Below are 24113 nucleotides of genomic sequence, written 5' to 3' on the forward strand. Positions count from 1 at the left end.
GTCCGGGGGAGCAGGGGAGCAGGCGTCCAGGGACGGGGGAGACGATGTCACGTGCCGAGCGGATCGAGGAGATCCGGGTCCGGCGGGCCCGGCGGGCCGAGTGGCTGGACGGGGCCCATGCCCGGGTGACGGACACGCTCGACCGGCTGCGCGAACTCGACGCGCTGCGTACCGAGATGCTCGCCCTGGTGCCCGACGAGGCGCAGGACCGCCTGCTGGCCCTCGGCGCGGAACTGGGCGACCTGCTGGAGGAACTGCCCACCGAGGCCGCCGTGATGGAGGCCGCCGCGTCCCGCTTCCGCCGCCCGACCCTCAACGTCGGCGTCATCGGGCGGGCCCGGCAGGGCAAGAGCCGCATGATCAGGAGCCTGACCGGGCTGTCGGACCGCGAGGTGCCGACCGGCGACGGCGGCTTCTGCACCGGTGTCACCAGTGTGCTGCGCCACGAGGACGGCGCGCCCACCCGGGCGCAGGTCTTCCTGCACACCGAACGCTCCTTCCTCCACGAGGTGATCGCGCCCTACTACGCCGAACTCGGCCTCGGCCCGGCGCCCACCACCCTGACGGAGTTCGCCCGCCCCCTGCCCCCGCCGCCCGACGGCGACAGCGCCGTGGAGGGAAGCCGCTACCGGCACCTGGCGGCCTTCCACGCCGCGCTGCCGGAGTACCGCCACTACCTGACGACGAACTCGCCGTACCCCATCGGCCCCGAGCGCATCCGCGAGTTCGTCGCCCAGTCCGACGAGCGGGACGAGCAGCGGTACCACGCCTTCCGTGCGGTCCGGCACGTGCGCGTCACCACGCACTTCGCCCAGCAGGACTGGACCGGCCTGTCGCTGATCGACCTCCCGGGCCTCGGTGACACCAACCTCCAGGACGCGCAGCGCATCGTGGGCGCGCTGCGGGACGAGATCGACGTGGTGGTCTTCGTCCGCCGCCCCGACCCGCTCGGCGACGGCGTCGACACCTACGACCACCAGCTCTACGACCACGTCCGCGACGGACTGACCGGCGCCGAACTGGCCCGCTGCTCCTTCCTCGTGGTCAACCGGGTCACCGGCTCCGCGGGCGACAACACGGCCAACGCCCGCAAGATGGTGGACGAGTGGCTTCCGGCCTCCCGCTTCCAGGTGGCCGCGGCGCACATCGTGGACTGCACCCGGCCCGAGGAGGTCGCCGCCATGACCGACGGCGTGCTCGACCACCTCGTGGCCCACCTGGACGAGCTGGACGAGCAGCACCTGGCCGAGCGCGCCGAGAAGCTGGCCGAACTGCGCGAGCGCACCGCCCGGCTGGCCGCCCGGGCCGGCCGGCTCGCCGACCTCGCTCAGCCCTCGGAGATCTGGTTCCTGCCCTTCAACGGCCTGTTCGAGCAGACCTACGAGCAGATGGCGAACGCCTTGGCCGCCCTCGTACGGAGCCTGCGCGAGGATCGCGATCTGACCGACGGACTGCTCGCGGACGCGGTCGAGGAGATCCTCGACGCCGCGCAGAACGACCCCGGTCACCCCACGGTCGCCCGGCTGACCGCGCGCGCCGACGCCGAGGGCGGCCTGAGCGTCGCCTATGCCAAGTACCTCAACGAGTCTCGCGCCCGGCTGTCCCGCCGCTTCCTGGAGTGCGACGTCGCCCTGCACGCCCGCACCGCTCGCATGCAGGACGAGGTCGCCGACGTCCTGCGTGGCCCGGGTGGCCTGGGCGGCCTCGGCGGGGCCGGGGGCCGGGAGTTCCTGCTGCGCACCGCCGAGCGCATTCCGCGCGTGCGGCAGGAGGGCGGCAGCGAGATCCGCTACGCGCTGGAACTGCTGGCCGGCTTCGAGCTGTCGTACCGGGGCATGCTCCAGCACCGGGTGCGCACCTGCCTCGACGGGCTGCACGCCGACAGCCCCACCATGCCCTTTCCGCACGACCGGTCACCCAGCGGGCAGGAAGTGCTGGAGATGCTGGAAGTCGCGTACGACGAGGCGCTGTTCGCCTGCCGCGGCGAGTTGAACAAGGTGCTCGCGGAACCCAGCGCGGCCGTCTTCTCCCTCGTGGAGGAGTTCCATGACCGGGTGATCTCGGCGGCCGGGACCAAGGAGGAGTGGCGGGTGTTCTACCAGGACGTACGGGCCGAGATCTGGCCCGGCCGGTTCGCGGCCCTCGCCGAGGACGCGGCGCATCTGCGGCGCTGGTCCGAGGCCGTCCGGTCGCTGGCGGCCCTCACCGCCGCGGATGCCGAACGCGGCGCGGTCGCCGGGAAGGAGGCGGCGGCATGAGCGAGTCCGGCCGCCACGTGCTCGACGTGGGCATGCTCGGCCCCTCGGGCGCGGGCAAGACGTCCCTGCTGGCCTCCATGTACGTCCAGTACCCCTCCGTGACCGGGGCCACGGACCTCGACCTCACCCCGGTGGGCGAGACCGCCGCGAAGCTCACCGACGCGGTCTCGGTGCTGGAGTCGCTCTCCCGCTCCGTGCAGGTACGCGGCGGCATCGAGCAGACCACCACCACCGATGTCCACCGCTACGAGATCGCGGTCGGCCGCAAAGGCCGCAAGCCGCGCTTCCGGATGTGCTTCACCGACTACGCGGGCGAGGTGCTGCGGGACCTCGACGGCAGCCCGGTGGGCCGGAAGGTGCGGGCCTCGCTCCACAACAGCCCGGTCGTGGTCCTCGCCGTCGACACGCCCGCGCTCATGGCGCTGGACGGTGAGTACCACCAGCGCATCAACCTGCCGCACCTGATGTACGAGCGGATCAAGGAACTGGTCGTCGAGGACGAGCAGCGGCCGCGCCTGCTGATCATCGTGCCGCTGAAGTGCGAGCGCTGGGTCGCCACCCGCCAGGGGACCGAGGCCCTGATGGAGCGGGTGCGCGAGGGCTACCGCCCACTGCTGGACTACATCGCCCACGCCGATGTGCGCCCGCGCGTGGGCTGCGTCATCACGCCCGTGCAGACCACCGGCTCCATCGTCTTCTCCACGATCAAGGAAACGCCGGGCGGCGGTGTGCAGTTCCACTACCGCAGCCGCACGCCCGGCGCGCCCTACCGGCCCGTCGACACCGACCAGCCGCTGCGGTACGCGCTGCGCTTCGTCCTCGGCGAGTACCGCCGCAAACGCGGGTTCTGGCGGGAAGCGGTCGACGAGGTGTTCGGCACCGACCTCGCGCTCCAGGACGCCGTCGCGACGTTCGCGAAGTCGGGCTCCGAACGGGACGGCCTCCAGGTGGTCCAGGACCACCCGCACCTGAGCCCGGCCGCCGGCGCGGTGAGGGGCCGGGCGTGACCGTCGCCTGGTCCTTCCACTCGCGCGGCCGGCTTCCCGAGCAGGGCTACACATGGCTGCCCGCGGGCCGGGCCCCGGGCGCCGACCCCGGACTGCTGCTGCAAGGCTGTGCCGGCCGCTCCCTCAACGACCTCGTGGACGACACCAAGTCCTCCCTCCTCCTGTACGCCCTCAAGGACGGCGCGGGCGGCCGGCCCCTGTGGGTCCTGCTGCTGACCGGGCTGCCCTCGGGGGACGACAGCGGCGACCACATGCGCCGCCCCATCCGGCTGCTGCTGCTCGGCACCGGTCCGGGCGTGGGGGACAAGGGACTGCCGCCACCCGAACTGCTCTCGGTCGCACGGCTGTTCCTCACCGGGGGCATGGCGGAGGGCCTGCCCGTCGCCCATGGCCACCCGGCGGACACCCCGGGCTTCGCCGTCGACGCCCCCGGCTGGGACGCCCTGCTGGAACGCGCCCGTGCCTGCGCCCCGGAGGCGGTCGCCTTGCCGGGCCCCAACGAGATCCGGCTGCTCCCCGACTCCCCGGGCGAACGGGTTGCGGCGGCCGGCATGCTCGCCGACCTCGAACACCGCTACGCACAGCCGGGGTTCGGCCTCGACCGGGCCCGCCTCGTGGGGTCCGGCGCCCGGCCGCTCCTGATCGTCACCTCCCTGCTCGGCAGCGAATCCCTCCTGGCGCTGCGCCCGTTGCACGCGCTCGGCGCGAGGGTCGGACGTCCCGTCCACGCGAAGTGGGACCGGCAGAACGGCCAGTCGTTCCTGGAGGACTCCGTCCGGCGCATGACCGATGCCCTCGGCAGGACGGGTCTCGTGCTCACCCTCCTGGTGCTGGGTGCGCTCGGCGCCCTCGGAGCGGTCATCGCGGTGATCACCTGAGGCCCGGCCGGGCCCGCCGCGGCGGCGAGCCCGGAACGGGTGCCGCGCCCTACAGGTCGAACTCGGCGGGCGCCAGGTCGAGCGCGTAGCAGGCCTCGCGGACGACCCCCTGTTCGGTCTTGTCGAAATTGCCGTCGGCGCCGCCGATGACGATCCCGATCTGCACGACGGCACGTGCCTCGGCCGGCTTCTTCTTGGCCTTGGCGACCTCCTGGAGCACGCTGACCTTGCCGAACTCGAAGTCGGCGGTGAGCTTGTTCAGGTAGTCGTCGAAGCGCCGCTGCAGGTCGGCCGCCGGGAAGTTCTGCAGCACCTCGTTGGTGGTGATGAGCTGGGCGACCCGCGCCCGCTCCGACGGGTCGACGGTGCCGTCGGCGGCGGCGACCAGGGCGCACATCGCCATGCTCGCGTCACGGAAGGCACCGCTCTTGAGGTCGTTCTTCTTGGCGACGAGCTGTGTCTGCAGGGAGGCAGTGTTGTCCTTGAGCCGGTCCCAGAAGGCCACGGGAAAACTCCTCGGTTTCTCTGTTCACGCGTCGGCGTGGGCAATGGGGCCAACGAAGCAGCGCTCCCTGAGGTGCCCATGGCGCGGTGGTCCCCGACGCCCCCCCCGCGGACCGCCGTGGCCGGGAAACGGCGCCGGCGACCCGCAGGGCATCTCTCGCAGCGGCGGCCCGCGAGTTACCGTGCAGAGATGGAGACGGTTGACCTGACAGCCCTTGGCGAGGAATTCACCGCCGATCCCTATCCGGTGTACGCCCGGCTGCGCGAGCTGGGCCCGGTGCACCGCGTGCGCACACTCGAGGGCGAGCTGTGGCTGATCGTCGGCCACGACCAGGCACGGGCGGCACTGACCGACCCGCGCCTCGCCAAGGACGCCCGCGCGCTCGGCTGGACCTCGTACGACGAGGAGCTCCTCGGCCGCCACATGCTGGTGTCCGATCCGCCCGAGCACACGCGGCTGCGCAAGCTCGTCGCCCGTGAGTTCACCGCCCGGCGGATCGATCAACTGGCGCCCCGGGTGCAGGAGATCACCGACGGCCTGCTGGACGCGATGCTCGGCCGGCCCGGTGCCCGCGCGGATCTCGTCGAGTCCCTGGCCTATCCGCTGCCGATCACCGTCATCTGCGAGCTGCTGGGCGTGCCGGACCTCGACCGTGCGGCGTTCCGCGGGTGGTCGAACGAGGTGGTCGCGCCGACCGGCCCGGAAGCCGAGCGAGCAGCGTTCGAGCAGCTTGCCGACTATCTGGACGAGCTGATCGAGGACAAGCGCTGCACGCCCGGCGACGACCTGATGAGCGCCCTGATCCGCACCGTCGCCGAGGACGGCGACCGGCTGTCCCGCCCGGAGCTGAGCGGCATGGCCTTCCTGCTGCTCGTCGCGGGCCACGAGACGACGGTCAACCTGATCTCCAACGGCGTCCGCGCCCTGCTCACCCACCCGGACCAACTCGCCCTTCTGCGAGCGGACAAGGGCCTCCTCGACGGCGCCGTCGAGGAGATGCTCCGCTACGACGGGCCCGTGGAGACCGCGACCTACCGCTTCACCTCCGAGCCCGTGGAGATCTCCGGCACCGTCCTCCCGGCCCGGGAGCCCGTGCTCGTCGCCCTCGCCTCCGCCGACCGCGACCCGGACCGCTTCGGCGACCCCGACCGCTTCGACATCCGCCGCGACGCGCGCGGCCACGTCGCCTTCGGCCACGGCCTCCACCACTGCCTGGGCGCACCGCTGGCCCGGCTCGAAGGCCGCGTCGCCATCGGCTCCCTGCTCGAACGCTGCCCCGGTCTCGCCCTGGACACCGAACCCGAAGCCCTCCAGTGGCTGCCGGGCATGCTCATGCGCGGCGTCCGCAGCCTGCCGGTGCGCTTCGGCTGAGTGCCCGCGGCGGCTGCAGGGACCCCGCTCCGTGGAGCGGCACGAGCCCGTCCCCGCTTCGATCGTGTTCACCACGTCCGTCGTCCCCCCTCCGGCCTTTCCGGCTCGTATGACCCGGCTGGCCCGTATGGCCCTTCTGACCCTTCTGAAATGGCAAACCACCATTCCGTCCCGTCGCGTTGCACGCGCGGCGGGAATTAACCGGATGCGGTGACACGACGGGCCTGGGAGGCTGCGCCGATGGACCGCCGACGGATCTCCCGCATCGCGCACAGCGACCACCCCGTAGCCGCGCCGCTCGACGACGCCTCCGTGCGCAGCCTGCTCGACCGCGCGCTGCGCCGGGGCGACGAACGCGTACTGGACCTCGGCTGCGGCGAAGGCGCCTGGCTGCTGCGCGCACTGGCCGACCACGCGAAGGTGACCGCGGAAGGCGTCGACAACGACGCGGCGGCCCTGGACAAGGCGGCCCGGACGGCAGCCGCCCTCGACGTCGCCGACCGCTTGGTCCTGCACGAGGAGGACGCCCGCCGCCACACCTCCGCGGCCCCCTTCGACCTCGTTCTCAGCGTGGGTGCGACGCACGCCTTCGGCGGCCTGTCCGCGACCCTGTCCGCGGTCCGCGAGCATCTGGCTCCCGGCGGCCACGCCCTCGTGGGCGAAGGCTTCTGGGAAAAGGAGCCCGAACCCGCCCTGGTGGAGATGCTGGGAGTCTTCGACGACCTGCCCACCACCGTCGACCGTGTCGTCGCCGACGGATGGACCCCGGTGTACGGCCACATCAGCACACGTCAGGAGTGGGACGAGTACGAGTGGTCCTGGACCGGCTCCCTCGCCGCCTGGGCGCTGGACCACCCCGCCGACCCCGGCAGCGGCCAGGCCCTCGACGCGGCCGCCCGGCACCGCACGGAGTGGCTGCACGGCTATCGGGGCACGCTCGGCTTCGTCACCCTCCTGCTGCGGCGCACCACCGCATGATCCGGCGGAATCACAGCCCGGCGAGGTCCGCCACCGTCCGCGCCGCCGCCATCGCGCCGAGGGCGTCCACGAGGCGTCCGTGCCCGGTCAGCCACAGCGCGCTCTCGACCCGCCGGGCCACCGCCCACGCCTGCAGCCGGGCCGCATCCTCGCCGAGCGCGTCGGCGACCAGGGCGAACCGCCCCGCCAGAACCCGCCCCGGAGCGGAATGCGCGAAGGGGTCGTCGACCTGCTCCAGCAGCGGCCACGGATCGTAGGCGGGGTCGCCGCTCATCGGCTTCGGATCGATCGCGAGCCACGGGCGGCGCGTCGCGGCCAGCACATTGCCGGGGTTGAAGTCACCGTGGACGACGACCTCCCGCGCCGCCGAGCCGGGCAGTTCGCGGAGCAGCCGTACACCGAGCGCGACCAGTCCCGGGTCGAAGGGGCGGCCGCAGCCGCTCCATCCGCTCCTCGGCGAGGCCGGCCCAGCCGGAGGTCACGTCCGCCAGCCGGTCGAATCCGCCGTCCACCGTCGCGCCCGCCCGCCACAGTTCTGCCAGGACACCGGCCCCGGGCAGCAGCCGCTCCTCGGCCGTGAGGCCGCCCGCCGCCCCGAGCCCGCCGCCGGGCGTGCAGCGCTCCAGCAGCAGGGCATGCCGCCGCGCGTCGTGCCGGTGCACCCGCACCGCCCCTCGCCCGTCCCACAGCCGCAGAGCCGCCGCCTCACCCTCCGCCTCCGGATGGGGCCGGCCCACCTTGAGGACGGCCGGCTGTCCGTCCGGCAGCCACGCCTCGGCCGCCCACGAGCAGCTTCCGCCGTCGAAGGGCTCCCCGAGCCGCAGCTCCCAGCGCTCACGCACCTCCTCGACCAGGCAGGGCAGCCGGGCCAGCCACTGCGGCCCGCCCGGCGCACCGCTGACGTTCCGTACGAGAGGCAGGGACGCGGACATCGTCACCAGAGCCATGCACCGCATGCTGCCCGCATCCGCCTGCCGGCCTCAATCCCGCCGCCCGCGAGCCCGCGTGCCCCCGCGCCGGACGCCCGACACGACGACGGGGCAGCTCAGCGGCCCGTACTGGCGTCTTCCCGGCCGCCCCGGCCGTCCAGCCGGGCCGCCGCCTCCCGCCGGAAGCCGGCCACCAGGATGTGCAGGCTCACCACCAGCGCCCAGATGGGGAAGACCAGTTCGGCCCACGCCACGCCGGGCACCACGAAGAGCAGCGTCAGGCCTACGAGATAGCCGAGCAGCGCCAGCCAGCGCGGAAAGGTGCCGAGGCGCAGCGCGACGGTGGACGCGGACAGGACGAACACGGCGGCCATCCGCATCGCGTAGGTCGTCAGCAGGCTGTACGTGAAGTGCCCGCCGAAGAACCACAGCTGGGGCAGTCGCGCCCCGTCCGCAGCCCCCGCGTCGGCCGTCGCCAGCAGGCTGCCGGCGCACGCGGCGGCCCCGAAGAGCGTCGCCACGAAGATCAGCCCGCTGCCCTGGAAGACGGTCGCGAGGAACCGGTCCTCGGCGTCCCCCACGTGGGCGCGCACCGCCCCGATGAACCACAGGAAGAAGATCCCGGCGAAGGGGATGAGCCCGAGGGCGGTACGCACCGTATGGCGCGAGTCGCCGCTGAGGGGGCCGCCGCTCGCCGCGTAGTGCTGCCCTTCCGGGATCGCGACCCGGACCATGACGATGGCCGCGCCGAGCAGGACCGCGAAGGCGATGCCGACCGCTCCGGCGGCTCGTGGTGTGCGCAGGGCCCGGACCGTATCTGACATCTGAGCCCTTCACGCACGCACGCACCCCGGCAACGACCTACGACCAGCAAGCACCGCCGTGGTCGATGGCGCCACCCGGCCCGGCCCGGGCGGGTGACACGGAACCGGGGCGCCTCAGGCCGTCGGTGCCGACGGCCTCGTCGGTGCGGTGGTGGCGGCCAGTTCGGTGATCTCCGCGATGTGCACGGGCCGCCGCTCGGTGCGCGAGACCTCGCAGGCCTCCGCCACCAGGAGTGCTGCCAGCGCTTCCCGCCCGTCGCACGGATTCGCGGTCTTCCCCGCGACGACCCGCACAAAGGCGTCGATCTCGGCCCGGTAGGCGTCCCCGAAGCGGTCGACGAATCCGGTCCAGGGCTCGGGTACGCCCGGCGCCGCGCCCGGCTCGACCGACGTGACCGGCGTACGGGCGCCGGCACCGACCGCGATCTGGTCGAGAGTGCCGGAGAGTTCCATGCGGATGTCGTAACCGGCGCCGTTGTAGCGCGTGGACGTGGCCGTCACCAAGGTGCCGTCGTCGAGTCTCAGCAGTGCCGCGGCGGTGTCGACGTCGCCCGCCTCACGGAAGAAGTCCGCCCCGCCGTTGGCGCCCATGGCGTACGCCTCGACGACCTCGCGCCCCGTCACCCACCGGGTTGCGTCGAAGTCGTGGATGAGGCAGTCGCGGTAGAGGCCGCCGGACAGCGGCACGAACTCCGGTGGGGGCGGCGCCATGTCGGAGGTCATGGCCCGCACCGTGTGCAGCCTTCCCAACCGGCCCGCCCGCACGGCCTCGCGGGCGGCGCGATAGCCGGGGTCGAAGCGGCGCTGGAAGCCCATCTGCAGGACGGTCCCGGCCTCCTCCACCTCGCGCAGAGCGGCGACCGTCGAGGCCAGGTCCAGGGCGATCGGCTTCTCGCAGTACGTGGGGAGCCCGGCCCGCACGGCGCGTGAGATGAGTTCCGCGTGGGCCGCGGTCGCGGAGGCGATGACGACGGCGTCGGCGCCCGCGGCGAACGCCTCGTCCACGGAGCCGGCGGCACGGGCGCCCGCGCCGAGCCGGTCGGCCGTCCCCGCGGCGCGCGCCGCGTCGACGTCGGCCACGACGAGTTCGGTGACGTCGGGGTGCCTGTGCAGGGTCGCGGCGTGGAAGGACCCGAGGCGCCCGACACCGATGAGGACAACGCGCATGAGCGGGGAGCCTTTCTCCCGGGGGCTGTGCGGGGTGGGGCTGTGCGGGGTGGGGCGGTGCAGTTCGGTGCACGCGGGCGCGGCGGCCAGGGAGTAACCGCCGCGCCCACGCGCCATCCGGATCGACCAGGTGGAGCCGCCGCTCTCTCAGCGGTAGAACGCGGGGCGCTCGACCAACTCGACCTGGACCCGGCCGCCCTCGCTCTGCGAGCGCACGCCGGCCTCGCAGACCGCCGCGGCCGCGTAGCCGTCCCAGGCGCTCGGCCCGGTGACCTCGCCGTGCCGGGTCGCGTCCACCCAGGCCTGCACCTCGCGGTCGTACGCGTCGACGAAGCGCTCCACGAAGTCCTGGGCGATCGTGCCGCCCCAGCGGCCCGCCGTGTTGACGAGCAGGTCGTGGGCCTCGCCGATACGCGCACTGCCGCGCTCGCACACGGCCTCGGCCTGCACCTGGTAGCCGAAGCTGCAGTTGACGTTGATCTCGACGTCGACGATCGCGCCGCCGTCGGTCTCGAAGATCACGAGCTGGGGGTCGTCCAGGCCCTCGGGCGCGTTCGAGGACGGGCGCGGGCGCAGCACGGTCACGGCGGTGATCTCCTGGCCGAGCAGCCAGCGCGTCACGTCCATCTCGTGCACGACCGAGTCGTTGATGAGGTTGGCGTTCACATAGCCGGGCGGGACGCTCGCGTTGCGGTGCCGGTTGTGCACCATCAGCGGGCGGCCCAGCTCACCGCTGTCGAGAAGGGCCTTGAGCTTCATGTACTCGGCGTCGTAGCGCCGCATGAAGCCGACCTGCACCCGCCGGTGCCCCAGCTTCTGCTCGGCCTCCAGGACGCGCAGCGCCGAGGCGGCGTCCGGGGTGAGCGGCTTCTCGCACAGCACCGGCAGGTCGTGCGCGAAGGCGGCCAGCAGCGCCGCCTCGTGGGCGGGACCGGGGGAGGCGATGAGGACGGCGTCGACATCGTCGGCGGCCATGGCGGCGGCGGGGTCGGTGTAGGCCGTGCAGCCGTCGATGCCGGCGGCGATCGCCTTGACCCGCTCGGCGTCGACGTCCACGACGGCGGTCACCCGCGCCCCGCTGATCACGTCATTGATGCGGCGTACGTGGTCGGCGCCCATCTTGCCGGTCCCGACGACCGCGACCCCGAGGGTTCCGTGCTGGGTCATGATGCGTGTCATCCCTTTCGTGCGCGGGGCGTCAGGCGCCGCAGGAGCGGAGGAACGCGCGGGTGCGCTCGGCGATGGGCAGCGGCCGGTCGGGCTCGCACGGGTACATGTCCTGCTCGACGATGGCGAAGAGGTCGACGCCGAGGCCCTGCGCGGCGGCCAGCACCGGCTCCAGGGCGGGCACACCGGCGGGCGGCTCGCACATGACACCACGCTGCACGGCCGGCCCGAAGGGCACCTCGTTCTTGATCACGTCGGCCAGGATCTCCGGGTCGACCTGCTTCAGGTGCAGGTAGCCGATGCGCTCGCCGTAGGTCTCGATCAGCTTGACGCTGTCGCCGCCGCAGTAGGCGTAGTGGCCGGTGTCCAGGCACAGGTTGACCAGGCCGGAGTCGGTGGAGTCGAGGAAGCGGGCGACGTGCTCCTCGGTGTCGATGTGGGTGTCGGCGTGCGGGTGCACGACGATGTCCAGGCCGTAGGTGTCCCGCACTTGGCGGCCCAGGCGCTCCATGCCGGAGGCGAGGTGGCCCCACTGCTCCGCGGTGAGCTCGTGCGGTTCGATGATCTCGGCGGTCTTGTCGTCCCGCCAGAAGGACGGGATCACGACGAGGTGGCGGGCGCCCATGGCCTGGGTGAGGGCGGCCACCTGGCCGACGTGCTCCCAGGTGGCGTCCCAGACCGACGGGCCGCGGTGCAGGGAGGTGAAGACGGTGCCGGCGGACACCTTCAGGCCGCGGGCGGAGGTCTCCTCGGTGAGCCGGGCCGGGTCGGTCGGCAGGTAGCCGTACGGGCCGAGCTCGATCCACTCGTACCCCGACTGGGCGACCTCGTCGAGGAAGCGCTGCCACGGCACCTGCTGCGGGTCGTCGGGGAACCAGACGCCCCACGAATCGGGCGCGGACCCGACGCGGATCCGGTCCAGGGCGGGGGAGGCGGCGGTCATGAGGAGGGCTCCTCTCACCGGTCGGCGGTGACCGGTCGGGTGGTTCGGAAGTGGTGCTCGGTGCGGCGACGGTGCGGATGCCCGCGAAAGCCCGCGGTCCCGGTGGCAGCTTCGCTGCCCGACGGGGCTACCGTCAAGAGTTAGTCCTGACATATGGACGTCATGTCACGTGTCAGGGGAGGGCGCCGGGGGGCCCAGGGGGCCGGTCCGGGCGGCCCCCCGCGAGGCGGGCCGCCCTTCTCCGGGGTCTCCGCGCGGACTGTCGCACATACTCCCCGGACCTCCCTCAGGTCGTTCCGGGCCGGTCCTTCAGGTCCTCGGGTCCCGGCAGTTCCTCCACGTCGACGCCACGGACCTGGGACAGCTCGTGCTTGAGCGCGGCCAGCTCGGTGCCGCCGGCCATGTGGTGGGTCAGCTGCTCCAAGGTCACCTCGGAACGGCTCGCGCTCAGCTCGAGGGTGCCCAGCCGGAGCACGGTGAAGTGGTCGCCGACCATGTAGGCGTGGTGCGGGTTGTGCGTGATGAAGATGACACCGAGGCCCCGGTCGCGGGCGGCGGCGATGTACTTGAGGACGACGCCCGACTGCTTCACGCCGAGCGCCGCGGTCGGCTCGTCCAGGATCAGCACCCGCGCGCCGAAGTGGACGGCGCGCGCGATGGCGACGGACTGCCGCTGGCCGCCCGACAGGGTGCCGATGGGCTGGTCGAGGTCGTCCAGGACGATGCCCATCGCCCGCAGTTCCGCGTCTGCGGTGCGCTTCATCGCGGCGATGTCCAGGCGGCGTACCGGCCAGGGGCCGCGCGTCATCTCCGAGCCGAGGAAGAAGTTCCGCCACACGGGCATGAGCGGGACGGTGGCCAGATCCTGGTAGACGGTGGCGATGCCGCGGTCCAGCGCCTCGCGGGGGGTGTTCAGCCGCACGGCCGCGCCGTCGATGCGGAACTCGCCCTCGGTGTGCTGGTGCAGCCCTGAGACGATCTTGATCAGGGTGGACTTGCCGGCGCCGTTGTCGCCCAGCACGCAGGTCACCTGCCCCGGCCGGACGGCCAGGTCGACCCCGTGCAGGGCGCGGACGTTGCCGTAGCTCTTGCCCACGCCGGTCAGTTCGACGACGGGTGTGCCGGTGGCCTGTTCCCTCGCGGTCGCTTCGGTGGTCATGGGGTCCTCACCTCCTGGTCGCCGTGCGGCGGACCCACAGATTGACGAGGGTCGCGATCAGGAGCATCACACCGAGGAAGAACTTGAACCAGTCGGGGTTCCAGTTGGCGTACACGATGCCCTGCGAGACCATGCCGAAGATGAACGCGCCGATCACCGAACCGATCGCGGAGCCGTAGCCGCCGGTCAGCAGGCACCCTCCGATGACCGCCGCGATGATGTACAGGAACTCGTTGCCGACGCCCTCGCCCGACTGCACGGCGTTGAACGAGAAGAGCAGGTGCATGCCGGTGAACCAGGCACCGAAGCCGACGGCCATGAACAACGCGATCTTGGTGAGGTTCACCGGGACGCCGACCGCCCGCGCACTGTCCGCGTTGCCGCCGGCCGCGAACGTCCAGTTGCCGAACTTCGTCCGCAGCAGGACCCAGGTGGCCAGGGCCGCGAAGCCCAGCCACCACAGCACCGTGACCTTCAACTGCACCCCGCCGATGCCTATCTCGGAGGCGAAGAGCCTCCTGGCCTGGTCGAAGCCGTCCATGTCGCCAATGGAGTCGGTGGCCACGTTGCCGGTGAAGATCTTCGTGACGGCCAGGTTGAGGCCCTGCAACATCAGGAAGGTGGCGAGGGTGATCAGGAAGCTGGGCAGGCCGGTCCTGATCAGCAGGTAGCCGTTCAGCGCCCCGACGGCCAGCGAGACCACGAGCGCGACGGCGACCCCGGTCCACACGTTCATGCTCAGCTGGAAACTGAACATGCTCGCCGTCAGCGCCGAGGTGGTGACCGCGACGCCGGCCGACAGGTCGAACTCGCCGCCGATCATCAGCAGGGCCACCGGCAGCGCCATGATGCCCATGACCGACGCCTGATAGAGCACGGTCGCCAGGGAACTGGCCTCGCGGAACGACGGCGCGACCGCGAAGAAGAACAGGTAGACGCCGACGGCGGCGATCAGCGCGCCGATCTCCGGCCGTGCCAGTGACCTGCGCAGCAGGGAGCGCTCGCTGGTCCGGCCGTCCGCCGAGGAGGGGGACGCCGCGGATGCGGCTGCCGGGGACACCGGCATCACCGGGTGCCGTTCGCGGCGAACTTCGCCACCGACTCGACGTTGTCCTTGTCGACGAACGCGGGGCCGGTCAGCACCGGGGAGACGCCGCCGCCGCTGAAGTTGCCGTTGGTCTTGTACAGCCACAGCGAGTCCACCGACAGGTAGCCCTGCAGATAGGGCTGTTGGTCGACGGCGAACTGCACGTCGCCGTCCTGGACCGCCTTCACCAGGTCCTTGTTGAGGTCGAAGGTGGCGACCTTGGCCTTGCTGCCGGCGTCCGCGACCGACTGGACGGCGGTGAGCGCGAAGGGCGCGCCCAGGGCCACCACGTAGTCGATGTCGGAGCCCTGCTTGAGCTTCGCGGTGATGGTGGCCTTGACCGACGGCATGTCCGTGCCGTTGACGTACAGGTTCTCCGTAGTGCCCTTGAAGGTCTTCTTCACGCCCGCGCAGCGCGCCTCCAGGGCGACGTGGCCCTGCTCGTGGATGACGCAGACGTTGTGCTTGGCGCCGAGAACGTTGAGCTTGTTGCCGAGGGCCTCGCCGGCGACGCTCTCGTCCTGCCCGAAGAACTCCAGCAGCCCCTGGTCCTTCCAGTCGTCCAGGCCCGCGTTGAAGCCGACGACGGGTATGCCGGCCTGCTCCGCCTTGGCGACGGCCGACTTCATGGCGTCCGGCTTGGCGAGCGTGACGGCGATGCCGTCGACCTTCTGGTCGATGGCGTTCTGGATGAGGTTGGCCTGCGTGGCGGCGTTGGGGTCGGCGGAGTAGACGAGTTCGACGTTGTCCTTGGCGGCCGCGGCCTGTGCGCCCTTGCGGATCAGGTCCCAGAAGGTGTCGCCGGGAGCGGCATGGGTGACCATCGCGATCTTCATGCGGGGGGTGTCCGCCTTGCCGGCGGCGGCGTTGTCGGCTGACTCCTCGGCTTTTTTGCCGCCCGAGCTGCTGGAACAGCCGGCTGCGAGGAGGACCGCCGCGGCGGAGACGGCCGCGATGGCGGCGATCCTGCGGGTTGTACGAGAGCGTTCCATGTTCCTGCACCTCACTGCGGTGGGAGGGAGAAGGGGGACCGACCTGTGTTTCCCGTGGCGTTGCTGACGGGAGCAAACCCCTCGCCCGGGCCGCTGTCAAGGTTTTGTCAAGACATCTGTTCATCTCGACGTAACGACACGGTAACGAGCTTGTGAAGTGCCGGTCTGAACGTTCGTATGTAAGGACATAGTGTTGACATCTTCCGGGTCTCGCGACTAGACCTGAGGGGGCCGCGGAGCGGTCCGCTCGCGAGACGACGAGGAGCCCTGCCCATGACCGAGCCGTACGACCTGATCACGATGGGCCGGATCGGGGTGGACATCTACCCGCTGCAGACGGGCGTACCGCTGCCCGAGGTCGAGACGTTCGGCAAGTTCCTCGGCGGCTCGGCGACCAACGTGGCGGTCGCCGCCGCGCGGCTCGGCCGCTCCGCCGCGGTCGTGACCCGCACCGGCGACGATCCGTTCGGCACGTACTGCCACCAGGCGCTGAAGGAGTTCGGCGTCGACGACCGCTTCGTGACCCCGGTCGCCGGCCTGCCGACCCCCGTCACGTTCTGCGAGATCTTCCCGCCCGACGACTTCCCGCTGTACTTCTACCGGCTGCCCAAGGCCCCCGACCTGGAGATCCGTCCCGAGGAACTGGACCTCGACGCGATCCGCGCCACCCGCATCTTCTGGATGACCGGGACGGGTCTGTGCGAGGAGCCCAGCCGCGCCGCCACGTTCTCCGCGCTGGAGGCCCGCGCCGGGAACGGCACCACCGTCTTCGACCTCGACTGGCGCCCCATGTTCTGGAAGGACCCCGCCGAGGCGCGGCCGTACTACGCGCGGGCGCTCACCCACGCCACCGTCGCCGTCGGCAACCTCGACGAGTGCGAGGTCGCCACCGGCGTCCGCGAACCCCGCGCAGCCGCCGAGGCGTTGCTGGAGGCGGGCGTCGAACTCGCCGTCGTCAAGCAGGGCCCCAAGGGCGTGCTCGCCGTCCACCGCGACGGCACCTCGGCCGAGGTGCCGCCCGTCCCCGTCGAGGTGGTCAACGGCCTCGGCGCCGGCGACGCGTTCGGCGGGGCGCTGTGCCACGGGCTGCTGGCCGGCTGGGACCTGGAGCGGATCATGCGCCACGCCAACGCGGCCGGCGCGATCGTCGCCTCCCGTCTCGCCTGCTCCTCCGCCATGCCCACCGAGTCCGAGGTGCGGGACCTCCTCGACCGCCGCTGAGCGGCCCGCCCCCACCTGAAAGCCCGAAAGCGAGCTCCCCTTGAGCATCAGCATCTCCGACCTGGTGAAGGTGCGGACCCGGCACCCCGAGGCGATCGCCGAGGCGGCCGCCCGCCGTGTCCGCCGCCCCCTGATAGGGGACAGCGGCCGGCTGATGATCGTGGCCGCGGACCACCCGGCCCGGGGCGCCCTGGCCGTCGGCGACCGCGAGTTCGCCATGGCCAACCGCGTGGACCTGCTGGAGCGCCTGTGCACCGCGCTCTCCCGGCCCGGCGTCGACGGCGTCCTCGGCACCGCCGACATCCTGGAGGACCTGCTGCTGCTCGGCGCGCTGGAGGGCAAGGTCGTCATGGGCTCCATGAACCGCGGCGGCCTGGCCGGCGCCTCCTTCGAACTCGACGACCGCTTCACCGGCCACCGCGCCCAGGACATCGCCCGGCTCGGCTTCGACGCCGGCAAGCTCCTGCTGCGCATCGCCTACGAGGACAGCGGATCGCTGACCACGATGGTCTCCACCGCCCGCGCCATCGACGACATGGCCGAGCGCGGACTCCCGGTCTTCGTCGAGCCGTTCATATCCCGCCGCGTCGACGGCCGGGTGCGCAACGACCTGAGCGCACCGGCCGTCACCAAGTCCATCGCCGTCGCCTCCGGCCTCGGCGGGACCTCCGCCTACACCTGGCTCAAGGTCCCGGTCACGGAGAACGTGGACGACATGGCGGCCGTCATGGAGACCTCCACGCTCCCCGCCGTCCTGCTCGGCGGCGAGGTGGGCAAGGAACAGGACGTGCTGTACGAGAAGTGGCGCAAGGCGCTGCGGCTGCCCACCGTCCAGGGTCTGGTGGTGGGCCGGTCGCTGCTCTATCCGGCGGAGGGCAGCGTGGAGACGGCCGTCGACACCGCCGTCGGGCTGCTGTGAGGACCGGGACGAACCGTGAGAGAGGCGAGCCGCACGAGATGACCGGCACCGAGAACCACCTGGCCGCGGGCAAGGCCGCGTCAGGTCCCTACACCGTCGCCGTCCATCCGGAACAGGCCGGCTGGACCCACTCGTCGCTGCGCGTCCTGGAACTGCCGCCCGGTGGGCGCCACGAGTTCGCCACCGGCGACAGCGAGTGGATCGTGCTCCCGCTGTCCGGCTCGTGCACGGTCGACGCGGACGGGGAGAGCTTCCGGCTCGCGGGCCGCGAGAGCGTCTTCGCGGGTGTCAGCGACTTCGCGTACGTCCCCCGTGACGCGCGCGTGCTCGTCGCCAGCGAGGAGGGCGGCCGCTTCGCGCTGACCGGCGCGCGCTGCGAACGGCGGCTGCCCGCCCGCTACGGCCCCGCCTCCGCCGTGCCCGTCGAGCTGCGCGGCAGCGGCAACTGCAGCCGCCAGGTCAACAACTTCGGCGCCGCCGGGGTGTTCGAGTGCGACCGGCTGATCGCGGTCGAGGTGCTGACACCGGGCGGCAACTGGTCGTCCTTCCCGCCGCACAAGCACGACGAGGACCGGGAGGGCGAGTCGCGGCTGGAGGAGATCTACTACTTCGAGATCGCGGCCGCGCACGGCAGGGAAGGCATCGGCTACCAGCGGGTCTCGCCCTCGGGCAACGGCCGCAACACCGATGTGCTGGCCGAGGTGCGCGACGGCGACGTCGTCCTCATCCCCGACGGCTGGCACGGCCCCTCCATGGCCGTCCCCGGCCACGACATGTACTACCTCAACGTCATGGCGGGACCGGGCCAGGAGCGCGCCTGGCTGATCTGCGACCATCCCGACCACGCCTGGATCCGCGCCACCTGGCCCGAGCAGCCCGTCGACCCGAGACTGCCCCTGTACACGGCCCCCGCCGAAGACCGAGCCTCCGAGAGGTCCCGATGACCCAGTCCGTCCGCCGTCTCACGGTCGCCCAGGCCCTGGTGCGCTTCCTGTCCGCGCAGTTCACCGAGCGCGACGGCGCCCGCCATCGGCTGATCGCCGGCACCTGGGGCATCTTCGGCCACGGCAACGTCGCCGGCATCGGCCAGGCGCTGCTGGAGCACCAGGACGTGATGCCGTATCACCAGGGCCGCAACGAGCAGTCCATGGTGCACGCCGCCGTCGGGTACGCGCGGCAGCTCAACCGGCTCTCGGCGCAGGCCGTCACCACCTCCATCGGCCCCGGCGCCACCAACCTGGTCACCGGCGCCGCGCTGGCCACGATCAACCGGCTGCCCGTGCTGCTGCTGCCCGGCGACTCCTTCGCCAGCCGCGTCCCCGACCCGGTGCTCCAGCAGCTCGAACACCCCTGGTCCGGAGACGTGTCCGTCAACGACGCGTTGCGCCCGGTCTCCCGCTACTTCGACCGGGTCACCCGGCCCGAGGCGCTGATCCCCGCCGCGCTCCAGGCAGCGCGCGTGCTCGCCGACCCCGCCGAGACCGGGGCCGTCACGCTCGCCCTGCCGCAGGACGTCCAGGCCGAGGCGTACGACTGGCCCGAGGAGTTCTTCGCCGAGCGGGTCTGGCACGTACGCCGGCAGGCTCCAGAGGACGCCGAACTCGCCGCCGCCGTGCAGGCCGTGCGCGGGGCCCGGCGCCCGCTGATCGTCGCGGGCGGCGGCGTCCACCACAGCGAGGCCGAGGCGGCGCTCAAGGCGCTGGCCGACGCCACCGGCATCCCCGTCGCGTCCACCCAGGCCGGGAAGGGCTCGCTGCGCCACGACCACCCGGCCGACCTCGGCGGGATCGGCCACACCGGCACCTCCGTGGCCGACGACATGGCCCGCACCGCGGACCTGGTCATCGGCGTCGGCACTCGCTACACCGACTTCACCACCGCCTCCTCCACCCTCTTCGCGGCCCCCGGAGTGCGCTTCCTCAACCTCAACGTCACCGGCTTCGACGCCCACAAGCTGGGCGCCCACACCCTGATCGGCGACGCCCGCGCGTCGCTGGAGGCCCTCACCGGGGCGCTGGCGGGCCACCGTGTGGACGCGGAGTACGAGGACGAGTACCGCGCGGGCAAGGAGCGCTGGGAGCGCGTCGTCGACGCCGCCTACGCCGCGCCCGACGACTCCGCCCGGCCCACCCAGACCCAGCTCCTCGGCGCCCTGGACTCCGTCGTCGGCGACGAGGACGTGGTCATCAACGCCGCGGGCTCCCTGCCCGGCGACCTCCACAAGCTCTGGCGCGCCCGCTCCCCGCGCCAGTACCACCTGGAGTACGGCTACTCCTGCATGGGCTACGAGATCCCGGCCGCCATCGGCGTCCGCATGGCCGCGCCGGACCGGCCGGTCTGGTCACTCGTCGGCGACGGCACGTACCTGATGATGCCGACGGAGATCGTGACCGCCGTCCAGGAGGGCGTCAACATCAACCTGGTGCTCATCCAGAACCACGGCTACGCCTCCATCGGCGGACTGTCCTCCGAGGTCGGCGGCGAGCGCTTCGGCACCGCCTACCGGTACCGCGCCGCCGACGGCACCTTCACCGGCGACCCGCTCCCGGTGGACCTCGCCGCCAACGCCGCCAGCCTCGGCATGGACGTCCTGCGCGCCGGAACGGTGCGCGAGCTGCGCGAGGCCCTGGCCGCCGCCCGTGCTTCGGACCGGCCGACGTGCGTGTACGTGGAGACCGACCCGGCGCCGACCGCCCCCGCCGCGCAGGCGTGGTGGGACGTCCCGGTCGCCGAGACCGCCACCCGCGAATCCGCCGTCGAGGCCCGCAAGAACTACGAACGCCACCTCGCCGACCGCCGCCGCCACCTGTGACAGCCACCGGCACGCGCGCCCGCGCGTGCCGGTCACCGGCGCTCCCACCGCACACCACCCGCCCAGGACCGACCAGTCCACGGGCCCTCCGAGAAGGCGTGGACTCACATGTTCGGACAATGTGATGTCAGAGTTTCCTGAGATCGGGACCGGCGGATACGCTCCCCCTGTGTCCAAAGCAGAGTCCACGCCGCTCGAGTTCGAAGTGGACCGCTCGAGCCCGGTGCCGCTGTACTACCAGCTCGCCCAGCAGCTGGAGGGCGCCATCGAGCACGGCCGGCTCGCACCGGGCAGCCTGCTCGGCAACGAGATCGAACTCGCCGGGCGCCTCGGCCTGTCGCGGCCGACCGTCCGCCAGGCCATCCAGTCCCTTGTCGACAAGGGACTGCTGGTGCGCCGCCGCGGTGTGGGCACCCAGGTGGTGCACAGCCAGGTCAAGCGCCCCCTGGAGCTGAGCAGCCTCTTCGACGACCTCCAGTCCGCCGGTCAGAGTCCCGCCACCCAGGTGCTGCGCAACGAGTCCGTGCCCGCCTCCGCCGAGGTCGCCGCCGCGCTCGGCATAGCCGAGGGCGCCGAGGTCCGCGTCCTGCACCGGTTGCGCCTCACCCATGGCGAGCCGATGGCCCACCTGTGCAACTACCTGCCGCCCGGACTCATCGACCTGGACACCGCCAGGCTCGAGTCGACCGGCCTCTACCGCATGATGCGTGCCGCCGGCATCACCCTGCACAGCGCCCGCCAGTCCGTCGGCGCCCGCCGCGCCACCGAGGAGGAGGGCGAGTTGCTGGGGGAGGACCCGGGCGCCGCGCTGCTGACCATGAGCCGCACGACGTACGACGACACCGGCCGGGCCGTCGAGTACGCCACGCACATCTACCGCGCATCCCGCTACGCCTTCGAGTTCCAGCTCCTCGTCCGCGCCTGAGGCATCCGTCACGCGTGGGGCGGAGCATTGCTCCGCGTGACGGATACTGGGTCCTTTCCAGGATCCAGTAGGGGAAGGCACCAGGTGGAGAGGGCGAACACCGGGAGGCGCGTGCTCGGCGCGCTACTCACCGTGGCCATCGGCGCGACGATCGCGGGCTGCAGCAGCACGGGCGGCCTGCGCGCGGAGCAGCGCGCGAAGGAGGCCAGGGCCAACGGCTCGGCCGTCGACACCCCGCGGTGGAAGATCGCCATGGTCACCCACGCGGGCGCCGGCGACACCTTCTGGGACATCGTCCAGAAGGGCGCCAAGCAGGCCGCTGCCAAGGACAACATCACGTTCCTGTACTCCAACAGCGACCAGGGCAAGGATCAGGCGCAGCTCGTCCAGACGGCCATCGACCAGCATGTCGACGGCCTGGTCGTCACGCTCGCCAAGCCGGAAGCCATGAAGGACGTCGTCCTGAAGGCGGAGAAGGCCGGTATCCCGGTCGTCACGATCAACTCCGGTTCCGCCGAGTCCAAGGAGTACGGCGCACTCGCCCACATCGGCCAGGACGAGACCATCGCCGGCCAGGCCGTCGGCGACGAGCTCACCGCCCGCGGCAAGAAGCACGTCCTGTGCGTCCTGCACGAGCAGGGCAACGTCGGCCACGAGCAGCGCTGCGCGGGCGTGAAGAGCACCTTCAAGGGCACCACGGAGAACCTGTACGTCAACGGCACCAACATGCCCGACGTGCAGTCCGCCCTCCAGGCCAAGCTGCAGTCCGACCCCTCGGTGGACGCGGTCGTCACCCTGGGCGCGCCGTTCGCCGCCACCGCCGCCAAGGCCAAGGAGCAGGCGGGCAGCCGGGCGGAGGTCGACACCTTCGACCTCAACGCCCAGGTCGCCGCCGCGCTGAAGGCCGGCACCATCGGTTTCGCCGTGGACCAGCAGCCCTACCTGCAGGGCTACGAGGCCGTCGACCTGCTGTGGCTCTACCGGTACAACGCCGACGTCCTCGGCGGCGGCAAGCCGGTCCTCACCGGTCCGCAGATCGTCACCAAGGACGACGCGGCGGCGCTGGAGGACTACGCGAAGCGGGGCACCAGGTGAGCGCGGAAACCCTTCTGCCGCCGCGCCGGCTGACCCACCGCCTGCTGGGCCGCCCCGAACTGGGCGCGGTCGTCGGTGCCGCGGCGGTCTTCGTCTTCTTCTCGGTGAACGCCGACTCCTTCCTGCGGGCCGAGAGCCTCGGCACCATCCTGTACGCCGCGTCCACCATCGGGATCATGGCCGTCCCGGTCGCGCTGCTGATGATCGGCGGCGAGTTCGACCTGTCGGCGGGTGTCCTGGTCACCAGCTCGGCACTGGTGTCGTCGATGTTCAGCTACCAGATGACGGCCAACGTGTGGGTCGGCGTCGGCGTCTCGCTGCTGGTCACCCTCGCCATCGGCTTCCTCAACGGCCTACTGCTCGTGCGCACCAAGCTGCCGAGCTTCATCGTCACGCTCGGCACCTTCCTGATGCTCACGGGCGCCAACCTGGGCCTGACCAAGCTCATCGACGGCACGGTCAGCACCAAGTCCATCGCGGACATGGAGGGCTTCTCCTCCGCACGGGCGCTGTTCGCCTCGCACCTGACCATCGGCGACGTGGACCTGCAGGTCACCATCGCGTGGTGGGTGGCGCTGGTGGCCCTGGCGACCTGGGTGCTGCTGCGCACCCGAGCCGGCAACTGGATCTTCGCCTCCGGAGGCAATCCCGACGCCGCCCGCGCGGTCGGTGTGCCCGTGGCCCGCACCAAGATCGGGCTGTACATGGCCGTCGCCCTCTGTGCGTGGATCTCCGGGCAGCACCTGCTCTTCTCCTTCGACGTGGTGCAGTCGGGGGAGGGCGTCGGCAACGAGTTCCTGTACATCATCGCCGCGGTCATCGGGGGCTGTCTGATGACCGGCGGCCACGGCTCGGCCATCGGGTCGGCGGTCGGGGCGTTCATCTTCGGCATGACCAGCAAGGGCATCGTGTACGCGCAGTGGAACCCCGACTGGTTCAAGTTCTTCCTCGGCGCCATGCTGCTGCTGGCGACGCTGCTGAACGCATGGGTGCGCAAGCGGGCGGAGGCCGCCGCATGACGCCCCTGGTGAAGCTGAGCGGCGTCGGCAAGGCGTACGGCAGCGTGCGGGCGCTGGAGGACGTCTCCCTGGAGGTGCACGCCGGGGAGATCACCTGCGTCCTCGGCGACAACGGCGCGGGCAAGTCCACCCTCATCAAGATCATCGCGGGGCTCCACCCGCACGACACCGGCACCTACGAGATCGAGGGCGAGGCGGTCCGCCACGCCTCCCCGCGCGAAGCCCTCGACCGCGGCATCGCCACGGTCTACCAGGACCTCGCCGTCGTCCCGCTCATGCCGGTCTGGCGGAACTTCTTCCTCGGCTCCGAGCCGAGGATCGGGCGCGGCCCGTTCAAGCGGCTCGACGTCGCCACGATGCGCGCCACCACGCGCGCGGAACTGCTGCGCATGGGCATCGACCTGCCCGACGTGGACCGGCCCATCGGCACGCTCTCGGGCGGCCAGCGGCAGTCCGTCGCCATCGCGCGGGCAGTCCACTTCGGCGCCAGGGTGCTGATCCTGGACGAGCCCACGGCGGCGCTCGGCGTCAAGCAGTCCGGCGTCGTCCTCAAGTACGTCGCCGCCGCGCGTGACGCGGGCCTCGGAGTGGTGCTCATCACCCACAACCCGCACCACGCCCACCTTGTCGGCGACCGCTTCGTCCTCCTGCGCCGCGGCACGGTGTCCGGTGCGTACACCAAGGACGGCATCTCCCTGGACGACCTGACCCGCGAGATGGCCGGGGGCAGCGACCTCGAAGCCCTCACGCACGAACTGCGCCGCCCCACGGGCTGACGGACGCCCGCCCCGCCGGCGCGCTGGGAGCGCACCGGCGGGGCACAAGCACCATGGCGGGGGTCCGCGCGGCACAAAGGG

23 protein-coding genes are annotated in these 24113 nt (G+C 72.0%); 13 read left to right on the top strand and 10 right to left on the bottom strand.

Going from position 1 to position 24113, the window contains the following annotated elements:
* The first annotated feature begins 44 nt into the window (after nt 1-44).
* From ACFWVC_RS20755 to ACFWVC_RS20765, 3 genes are read left to right on the top strand one after another with little or no spacing between them, the layout of a single operon-like run.
* A complete protein-coding gene (locus tag ACFWVC_RS20755; RefSeq protein ID WP_384287750.1) occupies nt 45-2258 on the top strand; it encodes a hypothetical protein in 2214 nt (737 codons plus the stop codon).
* On the top strand, nt 2255-3265 hold the full coding sequence (locus ACFWVC_RS20760; RefSeq protein WP_384287753.1) for a hypothetical protein: 1011 nt from the start codon (nt 2255-2257) through the stop codon (nt 3263-3265). The genes ACFWVC_RS20755 and ACFWVC_RS20760 overlap by 4 nt, the downstream gene beginning before the upstream one ends.
* Nucleotides 3262-4143: a hypothetical protein gene (locus tag ACFWVC_RS20765; RefSeq protein WP_384287755.1), complete on the top strand. Its 882-nt coding sequence runs from the start codon at nt 3262-3264 to the stop codon at nt 4141-4143. The genes ACFWVC_RS20760 and ACFWVC_RS20765 overlap by 4 nt, the downstream gene beginning before the upstream one ends.
* A 49-nt stretch (nt 4144-4192) precedes the next feature.
* Here ACFWVC_RS20765 and ACFWVC_RS20770 read toward each other — a convergent pair whose 3' ends face one another.
* Nucleotides 4193-4648 carry a tellurite resistance TerB family protein gene (locus ACFWVC_RS20770; RefSeq protein ID WP_384287757.1) on the bottom strand — a complete coding sequence of 152 codons (456 nt, stop codon included), beginning with the start codon at nt 4646-4648 and terminating at the stop codon, nt 4193-4195.
* 189 nt (nt 4649-4837) lie between these two features.
* On the opposite strand from ACFWVC_RS20770, the gene ACFWVC_RS20775 reads away from it, so the two are divergent.
* Both ACFWVC_RS20775 and ACFWVC_RS20780 read left to right on the top strand, forming a co-directional pair.
* Nucleotides 4838-6019, top strand: a complete 1182-nt coding sequence (locus tag ACFWVC_RS20775; protein ID WP_384287758.1) for a cytochrome P450 — start codon at nt 4838-4840, stop codon at nt 6017-6019.
* A gap of 240 nt (nt 6020-6259) precedes the next feature.
* Complete coding sequence (locus tag ACFWVC_RS20780) at nt 6260-6997, top strand: SAM-dependent methyltransferase (protein ID WP_384287760.1); 738 nt, start codon at nt 6260-6262, stop codon at nt 6995-6997.
* Between the two features lie 10 nt (nt 6998-7007).
* Here the strand turns inward: ACFWVC_RS20780 and ACFWVC_RS20785 are convergent, their stop codons facing one another.
* The 9 genes from ACFWVC_RS20785 to ACFWVC_RS20825 form a co-directional block, all read right to left on the bottom strand.
* The gene (locus ACFWVC_RS20785; protein ID WP_384288014.1) at nt 7008-7409 is read right to left on the bottom strand and encodes an aminoglycoside phosphotransferase family protein; all 402 of its coding nucleotides are present in this window, start codon (nt 7407-7409) and stop codon (nt 7008-7010) included.
* The gene (locus tag ACFWVC_RS20790; RefSeq protein WP_384287762.1) at nt 7336-7944 is read right to left on the bottom strand and encodes an aminoglycoside phosphotransferase family protein; all 609 of its coding nucleotides are present in this window, start codon (nt 7942-7944) and stop codon (nt 7336-7338) included. The genes ACFWVC_RS20785 and ACFWVC_RS20790 overlap by 74 nt, the downstream gene beginning before the upstream one ends.
* Before the next feature lie 98 nt (nt 7945-8042).
* On the bottom strand, nt 8043-8750 hold the full coding sequence (locus tag ACFWVC_RS20795; protein WP_384287764.1) for a hypothetical protein: 708 nt from the start codon (nt 8748-8750) through the stop codon (nt 8043-8045).
* A 114-nt stretch (nt 8751-8864) separates the two neighbouring features.
* Nucleotides 8865-9917, bottom strand: coding sequence for a Gfo/Idh/MocA family oxidoreductase (locus tag ACFWVC_RS20800; protein ID WP_384288016.1), 1053 nt, complete (start codon nt 9915-9917; stop codon nt 8865-8867).
* A gap of 147 nt (nt 9918-10064) precedes the next feature.
* Nucleotides 10065-11084: a Gfo/Idh/MocA family protein gene (locus ACFWVC_RS20805; protein ID WP_384287768.1), complete on the bottom strand. Its 1020-nt coding sequence runs from the start codon at nt 11082-11084 to the stop codon at nt 10065-10067.
* 31 nt (nt 11085-11115) lie between these two features.
* A complete protein-coding gene (locus tag ACFWVC_RS20810; RefSeq protein ID WP_384287772.1) occupies nt 11116-12027 on the bottom strand; it encodes a sugar phosphate isomerase/epimerase family protein in 912 nt (303 codons plus the stop codon).
* Nucleotides 12028-12313: 286 nt separating this feature from the next.
* Complete coding sequence (locus ACFWVC_RS20815; protein WP_384287777.1) at nt 12314-13186, bottom strand: ATP-binding cassette domain-containing protein; 873 nt, start codon at nt 13184-13186, stop codon at nt 12314-12316.
* A 7-nt stretch (nt 13187-13193) separates the two neighbouring features.
* Nucleotides 13194-14252: an ABC transporter permease gene (locus ACFWVC_RS20820; protein WP_384287782.1), complete on the bottom strand. Its 1059-nt coding sequence runs from the start codon at nt 14250-14252 to the stop codon at nt 13194-13196.
* On the bottom strand, nt 14252-15265 hold the full coding sequence (locus ACFWVC_RS20825) for a sugar ABC transporter substrate-binding protein (RefSeq protein ID WP_384287785.1): 1014 nt from the start codon (nt 15263-15265) through the stop codon (nt 14252-14254). Before ACFWVC_RS20825 ends, ACFWVC_RS20820 begins: the two co-directional genes overlap by 1 nt.
* 273 nt (nt 15266-15538) lie before the next feature.
* Here ACFWVC_RS20825 and iolC point away from each other — a divergent pair, with 273 nt between their 5' ends.
* The 8 genes from iolC (at nt 15539) to ACFWVC_RS20865 (ending at nt 24032) form a co-directional block, all read left to right on the top strand.
* Nucleotides 15539-16486, top strand: a complete 948-nt coding sequence (gene iolC, locus ACFWVC_RS20830; RefSeq protein ID WP_384287787.1) for a 5-dehydro-2-deoxygluconokinase — start codon at nt 15539-15541, stop codon at nt 16484-16486.
* Between the two features lie 40 nt (nt 16487-16526).
* Nucleotides 16527-17405 (top strand): deoxyribose-phosphate aldolase, encoded by an 879-nt coding sequence (locus tag ACFWVC_RS20835; protein ID WP_384287790.1) that lies wholly within the window; start codon nt 16527-16529, stop codon nt 17403-17405.
* 38 nt (nt 17406-17443) lie between these two features.
* Entirely contained in the window at nt 17444-18349 is a 906-nt protein-coding gene (iolB, locus tag ACFWVC_RS20840; protein WP_384287794.1) for a 5-deoxy-glucuronate isomerase, read from the top strand.
* Nucleotides 18346-20217 (top strand): 3D-(3,5/4)-trihydroxycyclohexane-1,2-dione acylhydrolase (decyclizing), encoded by a 1872-nt coding sequence (gene iolD / locus ACFWVC_RS20845; protein WP_384287796.1) that lies wholly within the window; start codon nt 18346-18348, stop codon nt 20215-20217. Before iolB ends, iolD begins: the two co-directional genes overlap by 4 nt.
* Nucleotides 20218-20386: 169 nt before the next feature.
* Nucleotides 20387-21142 (top strand): GntR family transcriptional regulator, encoded by a 756-nt coding sequence (locus tag ACFWVC_RS20850; protein ID WP_384287800.1) that lies wholly within the window; start codon nt 20387-20389, stop codon nt 21140-21142.
* An 84-nt stretch (nt 21143-21226) separates the two neighbouring features.
* Complete coding sequence (locus ACFWVC_RS20855) at nt 21227-22237, top strand: sugar ABC transporter substrate-binding protein (RefSeq protein WP_384287803.1); 1011 nt, start codon at nt 21227-21229, stop codon at nt 22235-22237.
* Entirely contained in the window at nt 22234-23256 is a 1023-nt protein-coding gene (locus ACFWVC_RS20860; RefSeq protein WP_384287804.1) for an ABC transporter permease, read from the top strand. The genes ACFWVC_RS20855 and ACFWVC_RS20860 overlap by 4 nt, the downstream gene beginning before the upstream one ends.
* A complete protein-coding gene (locus tag ACFWVC_RS20865) occupies nt 23223-24032 on the top strand; it encodes an ATP-binding cassette domain-containing protein (RefSeq protein WP_384287809.1) in 810 nt (269 codons plus the stop codon). The genes ACFWVC_RS20860 and ACFWVC_RS20865 overlap by 34 nt, the downstream gene beginning before the upstream one ends.
* Nucleotides 24033-24113 lie beyond the last annotated feature (81 nt).

The organism is Streptomyces sp. NPDC058691 (assembly GCF_042714775.1).
Lineage (GTDB): Bacteria > Actinomycetota > Actinomycetes > Streptomycetales > Streptomycetaceae > Actinacidiphila.